Raw genomic sequence first — 13,517 nt, 5'->3', positions numbered from 1 at the left:
ATCCGGCGTTCGGCCTGTCGGTCCGCTTCGCCGACGGTACGGTCTGGAATCGCGATGCGATGCGCGCCCGCGCGCTGTCGGATATCGACGGCACCGGCAATGACAACGTCTACGGCTTCGACGGCAACGACACCTTTGCCGCACGGGCGGGCAACGATTTGCTCTCGGGCGCTGCCGGCGACGACCTCTATCTGTTCGGGCGCGGGGCCGGCAACGACACCATCGTCGATTCCGGAACGAGCGGCACCGACCGGATCCAGATCGCCGACTTCGCCTCGACGGATGCCCATGTCGAGCAGCTCTATCGTGGCTCGGATGCCGTCGTCATCCGCTTCACCGGCAACAGCGCCGACAGCCTGACGGTGTTCGACGCGCTTTCGACCGACGCCAAGGGCATCGAGAGCTACGTCTTCGCCGACGGTGTGACCTGGACCAAGGAGACCCTGCGCGAGCTGCTGGGCAACCGTGCCCCGACGGCGCTCGGCGACGGCTTCTTCTCGGTCACGACAGGCGTCGAGCTCGTCATCAAGGCGAGCGACCTGCTGCGCAACGATTTCGACGCCGATGGCGATGCGCTGACCATCGTCGGCGTCGATGCCGGCAGTTCCGGCGTTGCCGTGATCGACGGCCAGGGCAACATCCACTACACTGCGACCAACGGCTATTACGGCTCCGCCTCGATCAGCTACACGATCTCCGACGGTCATAACGGCTTCGCCACGGCCTCGGTCGATCTCAAGGTGCGCCCGGTCGCGACCGCCTATCCGGACACAGGCTTCACCGTCGCCGAGGATGGCTCGCTGGTGATCCGCGTCGAGCGGCTCCTCGCCAACGACCTCGACGGCGATCGCATGATCGTCGGCCAGGTCTATCAGGCCGTCAACGGGACGGTGGCGCTGGCGAGCGACGGCAACATCACCTTCACGCCGAACGCCGATTTCAACGGCACCGCCGAGTTCAGCTATGTGGCGAACACGCCCGAAGGCGGCCGGGCCGAGGCCAAGGTGACGATCCAGGTCACCGCGGTGAACGATGCGCCGGTCGCGCATGACAATACGGTCGATGCGACGCTGGAAAGCACGGCCTTCACGCTCGATCCGGGCACGCTGACCGCCAACGATACCGACATCGACCACGACGGGCTCGCGGTGCAGTCGGTGATCTCCAACGCTGATGTCACAGTGACGATCGGCGACGACGGCCTGATCCATGTGACCCCACGCGCCTATTTCTGGGGTAGCGCGCATTTCGACTATGTCGTCGCCGATCCCAGCGGCGCGACCTCGACGGGCCGGGTCAATTTCGCCGTGACCCCGGTCAACGATCCGCCGGAGCTGCACGACGACCGGTTCGAGACGACAGACAACGGCGATCCGATCCGCGAGGACAATCCGATCGTGATTGGGGCCGATCGGCTGCTCGCCAACGATATCGAGCACGACGGCGAGACCATGACGCTCACCGCCGTCCGCAACAGCCATGGCGGCAACGCCGTGCTACTCGAGAACAACACGGTGCTGTTCACGCCGTCGCCCAACTTCAACGGCGATGCCTGGTTCGAATATCAGGTCGACGACGGTCATGGAGGAACCGCCTGGGCCCGCGCGACGCTGGCCTATCAGCCGGTCAACGACCTGCCGGACGCCCGCAACGACAGCTACACCGACCAGAGCCTGCCGATCCTGCGCGGCGTCGAAGACCATTCGATCGAGATTCCGATCCTCGAGCTGCTGAAGAACGACAGCGATATCGAAGGTTTCGCGGTGCAGTTCGAGAGCGCCGGCAACGCGGTGCATGGCGACATCGAAGTCACCGACCACGGCACGATCATCTTCACGCCGGATGCCGATTTCTGGGGCGAGGCGACGTTCAGCTACCTTGTCCGCGACAACGAAGGCGCGGTCGACGGTGCCACCGTCACGATGTGGTTCGAGAATGTCGGCGACGCGCCGCCGGTCGCCCATCGCGACGTCATCTATGTCAACGAGGATATCCCGACCGTCATTCCGATCGCGACGCTGCTCGCCAATGACGTCGACGTGGACCGCGACCCGCTCCGCTTCCTGGGCTGGCGCCTGTCGACGACGTTGGATGCGCTGGTCTTCGGCGGCGATGCCGGCCAGAAGCTGAACGGCACGATCGAGTTCGACGCCGACGGCAACCTCGTGTTCACGCCGAATCGGGACGCGAGCCAGAGCTCCGGCTTCGTCTACGGGGTCACCGACGATGCCGACGGCTCGGCCGAAGGCTATGTCGACATCATCATCGTTCCCAGCAACGACGATCCGACGGTCGGCCAGGACGAAGGCTTCGTCACGCCGCTCGATGCGCCGCTGGTGCTGCGCGTCACTGATCTCTTGAAGAACGATTACGACGTCGAGCAGGCCGATCACGACGGCGACGGCGTGATCGACGACGACCTCGACAACCCCAACCGCGCCCGGCCGACCTTCGTCGGCGTCGACGGCGTCTATGACGCCGATGCGCTTGCGCTCGGCCAGCGCGTGCCGCGCGGCACGGCCGAGGTGGTCGACTGGAACGGCGAGAAGTTCATCGTCGTGCACTTCGCGGAAGGCTTTACCGGCCAGGTCGCGGTCGAGTACCGCATCGCCGACACCGATGGTGCGACCGATACCGGCTTTGCGATGGCCTCGGTGGCCGACAGCTATAATGGTCTGCTGCGCGGGACGGCGAAGGCCGATTACCTCGTCGGCACCGAGGGCGCGGATCTGATCCAGGCGCTCGGCGGCAACGATTTCGTGCTAGGCGGCGGCGGCAACGACCGGATCGAGGCCGGCAACGGCGACGATCAGATCGATGCAGGGGCCGGCGACGACTGGATCGACGCGGGCGACGGCGCCGACCGCATCACCGGCGGCGACGGCTACGATACCGTCAGCTTCGAGAACTCCGACTTCCTCGTGCGTGCCGACCTCGAATCGCGCGTCGGCCAGGGCGGCCACGCGCAAGGCGACGTCTATATCGGCATCGAGGCGCTGATCGGCTCGCAATATGCCGATCAGCTCGGCGGCGATGCCGGCGACAACCGGCTCGAGGGACGCGACGGCAACGACATCCTGGAAGGCCGCGGCGGCAACGACATCCTGCTCGGCGGCGCGGGCGACGACGTCCTGACCGGCGGGGCAGGGGCCGACGTGCTCGACGGTGGCCTCGGCAACAACACGGCCGATTACAGCTTCGGTGCGACCGGCGTGTCGATTTCGCTGGCGTCAGGCACCGCCCATGGCGGCGATGCCGAGGGCGATGTCCTCACCAACATCCAGAACCTGACCGGTACCGATGCCGACGACACGCTGGAAGGCGATGCGCTCGCCAACATCCTGTCGGGCGGCCGCGGCAACGACATCCTGATCGGCAATGCCGGCGACGACACCCTGATCGGCGGCCGCGGTGCGGACCAGCTGGTCGGCGGCGACGGCATCGACACGGCCGACTACACGCTGTCGACCGAAGGGGTTATCGTCGACATGGCCAACGGCGCCGCCGGCGGCGGCGATGCGCTCGGCGATACCTTCTCCGGGATCGAGATCGTCCAGGGCTCGTATCAGGACGATACGATCAGGGGCGATGCCGGCGACAACCGCATCCGCGGCGGCCGCGGCGCCGATATCATCGACGGACGCGGCGGTTTCGATATCGCCGATTACAGCAAGGCCGACGAGGGCGTGGCGGTCAATCTGGCGACCGGCCTCGGCACAGCAGGCGAAGCGGCCGGCGACCAGTTGACCTCGATCGAGATGCTGGTCGGCTCGCTCTGGAACGACCAGCTCACCGGCAGCGCCGGCGACGACCAGTTCCAGGGTCTCCGCGGCAATGATGTGATCGCCGGCGGGGCCGGCTCGGACACCTATGTGTTCGGCTTCGACGACGGCCAGGACGTCATCACCGAGCAGGGGGCACAGACCGACACCGACCGCCTGGTGCTGTCGTCGGCGATCGCGCCGAAGGACGTCTCCGTCATCCGCGAGGGCAACGACCTCCTGCTCGAATTCGAGCGGCAGGACGGCTTCCTGATCGACACCGTGCGCGTCACCGACCATTTCCTCGGCGCCGAGAGCGGCATCGAGGAAGTCGTGTTCGCCAACGGCACGGTCTGGGATCGCGGCCGCATCGATCAATTGCAACAGCTCGGCCGCTTCAATGCCGCCGACGATATCGTGCATCTCGGCGTCGAGGACGAGCCGGTCGTGATCGATCCGGCGACCCTGTTCGCCAACGATGCCGACAGCGCGGTCAACCTGACGCTCGCCGGCGTCGGCAATGCCGTGAACGGTACCGTGCGCGTGCGCGAGGACGGCAAGATCGAATTCCTGGGCGCGCCGAACTACAATGGCGATGCCTTCTTCAACTACACCGTCCGCGACCAGTTCGGCCGCGAATCCACGGCCCGTGTCGAGGTCGATCTCGCGCCGGTCAACGACGCGCCGACGGCGGTGGATGATCCGCTGGTCTATGGCGTCGAAGACCAGATCCTGCGGATCCGGATCGACACGCTGCTCGCCAATGATTTCGACGTCGACGGCGACGCCGGTCTGGAAGGCTTGCACATCGTCTCGATCGCGCCGCTGACCAATACGTCCGGACAGGCGATCGACAGCTACAAGGACAACGACTACCGCTTCGAGGGCAGCAACGTCACCGCGCGGCTGGATGGCGACTACATCCAGTTCAAGCTGCGTCCGGACTATTTCGGCGCGGCCGGGTTCGTCTACACGCTGGCCGACGCCAGCGGCGCGACCTCGACCGCCAGGGTCGAGATCTCGATCTCGCCTGTCAACGACGCACCGCGCGATCGCGACACCTATCGCTGGATCCGTCTCGGCCAGGATACCACCGTCACGGTCGCCGACCTGATGGCGAACACGTACGACATCGAGGGTGACAGTTTCACCTTCGTCGGCCTGCATGGCGGTCTCGACAACAACCCCGCCAACAATGGCAGCCTGGTGTTCGACCAGGCGACCGGCACCATCACCTTCACGCCGGCCTCGCTCGGCCAGGCAAGCATCGAATATGACGTGATCGACGCGCGCGGCGCGGCGGCGACCCTGACCTACGACTTCAAGGTCAAGCCGCTCAACGACCCGCCGAAGGCCTATAATGACTATGGCTACCGGACACTCGAGGACCAGGTCCTCGTGATCGACCCGGCGACGATGCTCGCCAACGACACCGACGAGAACGGCGACACGCTGGTGCTCGACAGCATTGCCCGGTTCGCCGATGGCGGTAAGGTCCGCCTGCGCGACGACGGCATGATCGAGTTCCGGCCGACGCCTGACTACAACGGCGCCGCCGGCTTCCAGTACACGATCAGCGACGGCCATGGCGGCACGTCGACCGCCTATGTCGCGATCACGGTGCTGCCGCGCAACGAAGCTCCGGTCGTGCGCAACGACTATGTCAGCGGCCTCGAAGACGGTCCGCTGTTCGTGATCCCGGGCGAAGCTTTCGGCAACGACATCGACGCGGACGGCGACGTGCTGTTCTTCAAGCGCTCGACCGTGCTCGGCGTGATCGACCACCGCTATCTCTCCGCCGGTTACGAGGTCAGCGCGGCGCTGGCCGACGGCTCGGCGCTGCCGTCCTGGCTGCAGTTCGATGCGGCCACCATGCGGTTTGCGGGATCGCCGCCGCCCGGAATGGATCCGCTCTCCGTCGACGTCTGGGTACGCGATCCCTCCAATGGACGGATCTTCAACACCCGCTTCGAGCTCACGGCAGGCGACATCTCGGGCGGCTTCGATGCCGGGACCGATGTCCTGAGGGGTTACGAGATCCGCTCTGCCTTCGCGGTTGACTACGAATTCGATGCATCCGATCTCGATGCGGACACGACCGTCACGGCCACGCTCGCCGATGGCTCCGTGCTGCCGTCCTGGCTCAGCTTCAATACCCAGACGCTGCGGTTCACGGGAACGCCGCCCGAGGGGACGACGGACCCGATCAGCGTCCAGCTCACCTTCACGCATTCGGCCGCGGGCGGCGGCAGCCCGAAGACCTTCACCGACAGCATGACGCTGGATCCGGCCACGTTGCCGGCCGGCGTCAGCTATGACAGCCAGATCGCGCTGCTTGACACCAAGGGCGGAACGGTTTCGGCCTCGGTCATCGGCGGTCGCCCATTGCCGGATTGGCTGTCCTTCGATGCGGCGACGCGCACCGTCAGCCTCAGCGGCTTCGCGCCGGATGCCGACGCGCAGCTGGCGCGCCTGCAGGTGGTGTTCACGCCGGCCCCGCGCGTGCTTCCCGACGGGACCTATGCGTCGAGCAATCGCGGCTTCACGCTGGAGTTCGTCGTCGATCCGCACGGCGATCTCGCGAGCCAGATGACCGCGATCAACCACGCGCTGGAAGGCGAGTCCTATTTCGCAGACCGGGGCCTGTTCGCGCTGGACCTCAAGGGGGCCGGGGCGATCACCGCGACCCGCGAGAGCGGCGCGCCGCTGCCGGATTGGCTGAGCTTCGACCCCGCCACCTTCACCTTCTCCGGCATGCCGCCGGCCAACTGGGTCGGCGCCGTTCCGGTCCGCCTCGATATCGCCGCCGGCAACGGCCATCCCGCGATGTCGATCATCACCGAGGCCGTGGTCGACGACACCTTCAAGATTGCGCCGTTCCCGATCTCCACGGTGGTCTCGCCCGAGCAGATCAACGTCACGGTTCCCACCGACTTCAACGGCACGGTGGTGCTGAGCTACGACGCGACGGACGAGAAGGGCGGCGTATCCGGCAACCCGGCGCTGATCTTCTACGACGTCAAGCCGACGCGCGAACGGCCGGACGCCGCGGTCGACAATCTGACCGGACGCGAGGGCCAGTCCACGCGCTTTGCGGTGACCGACCTGCTGCGCAACGATTTCGATCGCGACCGCGATGCCTTGCGCATTCTGTCGCTGGGCCAGCCGGCCAACGGCTCGCTCGTCATCGAGCTCGCCCATGCCGATATCGCGCCGCCGGCTGGGCTCGGCCAACTCGACGGTGCGGTCTGGAGCGCGACGCTCACGGACGGCTCGGCACTGCCGGGCTGGCTCACCATCGACAGTGCGACCGGCATGCTCTCGGGCGACGTGCCGCTGGCATTCGCTGCGAATCTCGACATCCGCTTCACGCGGACGCTCGGCGGCGACAGCCAGAGCGCGACCTTGAGCCAGCATTTCGACGGCAATGCCGGCGCCTTCGTCGTCTATACGCCGGCGGATGCCTTCTCCGGCGATGACGGCTTCAGCTACGTCGTGACCGACGATCACGAAGGTCCTTCGACCGGCTCGGCCGTCGTGCATGTCGCCGCGGTCAACGATCCGCCGACCACGGTCGAGGATACGGTCGTGGCGATCGAGGACACGCCGCTGCTGATCGACCCGGCGACGCTGCTCGCCAACGACTATGATGTCGACAACAACCCGATCCGCTTCGTCGGCGTCGCCAATGCCGCGCATGGCACCGTCAGCTTCGACGGCACCCATATCGTGTTCACGCCCGACCACAATTTCGAGGGCGTCGCCTCGTTCGAGTACATCGTGACCGACGACACCAACGGCTCGAGCACGGGCAAGGTCAAGGTCAATGTCGCCTCGACCAACCGCGCGCCGGTCGCCGCGACCGACGTGTTCGAGACCGTCGAGGACACGCCGTTCGAGTTCACGACTGCCGACCTGCTCGGCAACGACACCGACGCCGATGGCGACACCATCACGTTCCAGTCGCTGTCGCGCAGCGCCGGCAACGGCCGCATCGTCGAGCTGCCCGACGGACGCTGGCAGTTCGTGCCGAACGAGAACATCAGCGGCGCGGTCAATTTCAGCTACACGATCTCCGACGGCCGCAAGACCTCGACCGGCACCGTGACGTTCAACGTCGCCGCCGTGAACGATGCGCCGATCGCCAATCCGGACGGAGCCGGGACGGCCAACGATCCGCAAGGTCTGTTCAGGACGACCCAGGACCAGGCCATCACCATCGACTTCGCCGCGCTGATCGCCAACGACCGCGACGTCGAGGGCGACGGCTTCGCGATCGTCGAGGTTTTCGACGGTGACCAGGGTACGGTGGTGGGCGTCGGTTCGACCGCGGTCTTCACGCCGAACGCCGGCTATATCGGCGATGCCGGCTTCTACTATCGCGTCACCGACAGCCATGGCGCGTCCAGCGTCGGCTTCGTGACGCTGCTGGTCGCCCCCAACGTGCCGCTGCCGATCCCGGTGTCGGATGCCGGCTTCGAGGTGCTCGAAGACAGCTTCATCGACATCGACCCCGCGGCGCTGATGGCGAACGACGTTACGCCGGACGGATCGACCCTGACCTTCGTCGGGCTCGAAGGCGCCGAGTTGCTCGCGAACGGCAAGTATCGCATCACGCCCGCCGCCAACTTCAACGGCGAGCTGGTGCTGCATTATTCCGTCAAGAACGAGCAGGACTTCGCGGTCTCGACGACGGTCACGATCAACGTGCTGGCGGTCGCCGATGCCCCGGTCGCGCGCCCCGACACGCTCGACATGCGGGAGGATTCGCCGCTGACGCTGTTTGCGAGCCAGTTGCTGGCCAATGACAGCGATGCCGACCAGCAGGGGTTCGTGCTCACCCGGATCGTCGCGACCTCGGGCGTGACGGTGACCGATCTCGGCTTCGGCCAGCTCCGGATCACGCCGAATGCCGATGTCAACGGACCGGCATGGTTCGACTACGAGATTGAGGATTCGACCGGCCTGACCGCGACGACACGGGTCAACATCAACGTGGCGGCGATCAACGACGCGCCCGTCATCTCCGCGGTGCCCGTGCTCAAGGGAACCGAGGATCAGCACTTCAGCATGGCCCTGCCGGCCGGCTTCGTCACCGACGTCGACGGTGATGCGCTGCTGGTCGAAATCAGAGGCAAGGACGGCACGGCGCTGCCGGCCTGGCTGCAATACGATCCGCAGACGCGGCTGCTGAGCGGCGATCCGCCCGCCAATTTCAACGGCACGATCCAGCTCGAGATCGCCGCGACCGACGGCACCGCTCAGACCGTGCGGGAGCTGCTGGTGTCGATCGCCCCGGCCAACGATGCGCCGGTGCTGCTCCGTCCGCTGGACGACCAGGCGGGCCTGGAGGGGCAGGCGCTTGATATCGCGCTCGACAAATCCGCGTTCGCCGATATCGACGGCGACACGCTGACATTCACCGCGCGCTTGAGCGGTGGCAACCCGCTGCCGGCCTGGCTCAGCTTCGACGGCACACGCTTCACCGGCACGCCGCCACTGAACGCGACCGGGGATTTCGACATCGAGGTCACCGCGAGCGACGGCGCGCTGGTCGCCAGCGATGTGTTCCGGCTGAGCATCGCCTCGGTCAACCAGGCGCCGGTGCTGTCAGTGCCGCTGGTCGACGTGTCCTCGTCCGAGGATGCGCCGCTCTCGATCGCGATCCCGGCCGGCAGTTTCACCGATCCCAACGGCGATCCGCTGACCTATTCGGCGACGCTGGCCGACGGCAGCGCGCTGCCGTCCTGGCTCGGCTTCGACGGCACGACTTTCACGGGAACGCCGCCTGCAAATTTCAACGGCAATGTCAATATCCTGGTCACGGCCAGCGATGGTGCGCGCACCGCGAGCGACGTGTTCCGCGTGACGATCACGCCGGTGAACGACGCACCGGTCGTGGCGCAGCCGCTGGCGGACGTGTCATCGCCGGAAGATTCTCCGATCTCGATCACGATTCCGGCCGGCAGCTTTGCGGATGTGGACGGCGATACGCTGACCTATGCCGCGACGCTGGCCGACGGCAGCGCGCTGCCGTCCTGGCTCAGCTTCGACGGCACGAATTTCACCGGCACGCCGCCGTCGAACTACAGCGGCGCGATCGACATCAAGGTCGTCGCCAGCGACGGCACGCTTAACGCAAGCGACGTGTTCCGGCTGACCATCACGCCGGTGAATGATGCGCCGGTGCTGGCGCAGCCGTTGGCTGACATCGTCTCGCCGAAGAACGTCCGCGTCACGATCCCGGTCCCGGCCGGCAGCTTCACCGATCTCGACGGAGATACGCTGACCCTGACCGCGACGCTGGCCGACGGCAGCGCACTGCCCTCGTGGCTGGCCTTCGACGGCGCGACCTTCGCCGGCACACCGCCCACCAACTACACCGGCGCGATCGACATCAAGGTCACCGCGAGCGACGGCGCGCTGACGGCGAGCGACGTGTTCCGCCTGACCATCCCGTCGGTGAACAACGCGCCCGTGGTCGCGATCCCGCTGCCCGACGTCTCGTCGGCCGAAGACACTGCTGTCTCGGTCGCGATCCCCGCCGGCAGCTTCACTGACGTCAATGGCAACCGGCTGACCTATACGGCGGTCCTCTCTAGCGGAGCGGCGCTGCCGTCCTGGCTGGCCTTCGACGGCACCACCTTCACCGGCACGCCCCCGGCCAATTACAACGGCACGGTCAGCATCAAGGTCACCGCCAGCGACGGCGCGTTGTCGACCAGCGACATCTTCGTGTTGACGATCACGCCGGTGAACGACGCGCCGGTGCTCTCGGTGCCACTGTCCGACGTCAGCTCGGCCGAAGATGCCGCCGTGTCGTACACGATCCCGACCGGGCGCTTCACCGACGTCGACGGCAATCCGCTGACCTATTCGGCGACGCTGGCGGACGGCAGTCCGCTGCCGTCCTGGCTGACGCTGACCGGCGCCAAGTTCGCCGGCACGCCGCCGCTCAACTTCAATGGCGCCATCGACATCCGCGTCACCGCGAGCGACGGCACGCTCTCGGCCAGCGACGTCTTCACCCTGACGATCACGCCGAAGAACGATGCGCCGGTGCTGTCGGTGCCGCTCCCCGACGTGACCTCGCCGGAGGATACGCCGCTGTCGATCGCGCTTCCCGCCGGCAGCTTCACCGATGTCGACGGCGATACGCTGACCTACACCGCGACGCTCTCGACCGGCGCCGCGCTGCCGACATGGCTGAACTTCGACGGCACCACCTTCACGGGCACGCCGCCGGCGAACTACAACGGAACGATCAGCATCAAGGTCACCGCGCGCGACGGCGCATTGGTAGTCAGCGACATTTTTGCGCTGACCATCACGCCGGTGAACGACGCCCCGGTGGTTGCGGTGCCGCTGGCCGACGTCAATTCGGCGGAGGACGCCGCGATCTCCTATACGATCCCGGCCGGCCGCTTCACCGATCCGGACGGCAACACGTTGACCTATTCGGCGACACTGGCCGATGGCAGCCCGCTGCCGTCCTGGCTGACGCTGACCGGCACCAAGTTCACCGGCACCCCGCCGCTCAACTTCAACGGCGCCATCGACATCAAGGTCACCGCGAGCGACGGATCGCTCTCGGCGAGCGACGTCTTCACGCTGAACATCACGCCGAAGAACGATGCGCCGGTGCTGGCCGTGCCGCTTCCCGACGTGACGTCGCCGGAAGATACGCCGCTGGCGATCACGCTTCCCGCCGGCAGCTTCACCGATATCGACGGCGATACGCTGACCTATACCGCGACGCTTTCCACCGGCGCTGCGCTGCCGGCCTGGCTGAGCTTCGACGGCACCACTTTCACCGGCACGCCGCCGGCGAACTACAACGGCACGCTCAGCATCAAGGTCACCGCCCGCGACAGCGCGCTGTCGGCGAGCGACATCTTCACGCTGACCATCACGCCGGTGAACGACGCTCCGGTGGTTGCGGTGCCGCTGTCCGACGTCAATTCGGCCGAGGACGCCGCGATCTCCTACACGATCCCGACCGGCCGCTTCACCGATCCTGACGGCAACGCGCTCACTTACACCGCCACGCTGGCGGATGGCAGCCCGCTGCCGTCCTGGCTGACGCTGACCGGCACCAAGTTCACCGGCACCCCGCCGCTGAATTTCAACGGCGCGATCGACATCAAGGTCACCGCCAGCGACGGCACGCTGACGGCGAGCGACGTGTTCACCCTGACGATCACGCCTGTGAACGACAAGCCGGTCGCGGCCAATGACGGTCCGTTCTCCGTCACCCATGGCGACACGCTCGCCATCGCGCGCGCCAGCCTGCTCGGCAACGACGTCGATATCGACGGCGACAATCTGACCATCGTTTCCGTCGGTGCGCCGCCCAAGGGCACCGTCGTGATCGACGGGCAGGGCGTCAGCTACACGCCCGATTTCGGCTATGAGGGGGCCGACAGCTTCACCTATACGATCAGCGACGGCGTCGCGACGGCGACGGCCACCGTCAGCCTCACCATCTCGAACGCCTTCGAGGGCTGGGCGGTCGGGACCGCCAGTTCGGAAACGCTGGTCGGCGATGCGCTCGCTCCGAACAGCATCTACGGCGTCGGCGGCAACGACGTCATCACCGGCGGCGCGGCCGCGGACCGCCTGGCCGGCGGCATCGGCAACGACACGCTCAACGGCAATGACGGCGATGACCAGTTCTGGGGCATGGCCGGCAACGACACGATCAATGGCGGCAACGGCACCGACACCGCCTACTACAACGGCGTGATGTCGACCTATTCGATCGTCACGTCGGCAGGGTCGGTTCAGGTCACCGATAATTCCACGGCGAATGGCAGCGACGGTGTCGACACGCTCACCAGCATCGAAAGGCTCATTTTCCGCAACGGCGAGACCGTCACGCTGGCGGCGCCGATCATCCTCGATCTCGACGGGCTGGGAGTGGAAACGACGACGGCCAGGCAGTCCTCGGCGCGGTTCGACATCGACGGCAACGGCACCGCCGACGACACCAGCTGGATCGGGACCACGGAAGCCTTCCTGTTCCTCGATCGCGACCGCAACGGCACCGTGAGCGGCATCTCGGAGCTGAGCTTCGCCGACGACGTGGCGGGCGCGCGCTCCGATCTCGAAGGTCTGCGTGCCTTCGACAGCAACCGCGACGGACTGCTGTCGGCCGACGACATCCGCTTCGCCGACTTCAACCTGTGGCAGGACCGCAATGGTGACGGCACGGCCGAGGACGGCGAGATCGTGTCGCTGGCGGCCGCGGGCGTCCGCTCGATCAATCTGGCGGCAACGGCGACGGAAGGATCCTGGGCGTTCGGCAGCACCGTGATCGTCAATCGCGGAAGCTATACCCGCACCGACGGGCGTACGATGGAGTACGCCGATGCCGCATTGACGCAGGCAACGGCGACGCAGCCGCTTGCCGCCGCCGATGCGAGCGCCGCAAGCTCGGCGCAAACGCTGGCCTCGGCACTGGAGATCCTGTCCGCCAATCCCGCGCCCTCGATCGGCGAGCAGTTCTGGCGCGCGATGGATGCGATGACGGGGCCGGACACGCCGAACGGCGCGGGTGTCGCAGGTCCATCGCACCCGGGCGCCGACGTGGACGGTTGGGCTGGCCGCGTGGCGAACGGGGACGGGGCGGATCAGTCGGCCGCGCTGCTCGCGCTGATGCGTCAGGGGATGTCCGCATTCGGCACCAATGCGGGGGCCGCCGATCTCGCCTGGCGCAAGGATGCGGCCACGCATCCGATGGACTACTTCGCCTGA

The 13,517-nt window shown here is 66.7% G+C and carries 1 protein-coding gene (only partly in view); it reads left to right on the top strand.

The window, feature by feature from the left end:
• A protein-coding gene (locus tag QRQ56_RS24075; RefSeq protein ID WP_438743462.1) for a tandem-95 repeat protein crosses the window boundary here: on the top strand, positions 1-13,517 show its final stretch. The gene continues 20,353 nt to the left of window position 1, outside the view; only the last 13,517 of its 33,870 coding nucleotides appear in the window; its start codon lies off the left edge, out of view; the stop codon is at positions 13,515-13,517.

The organism is Bradyrhizobium sp. U531, assembly GCF_051710265.1.
Taxonomy (GTDB): domain Bacteria; phylum Pseudomonadota; class Alphaproteobacteria; order Rhizobiales; family Xanthobacteraceae; genus Bradyrhizobium.
The sequence above is the reverse complement of the archived record's forward strand: the minus strand, read 5'-3'. Positions and strand labels throughout refer to the sequence as shown.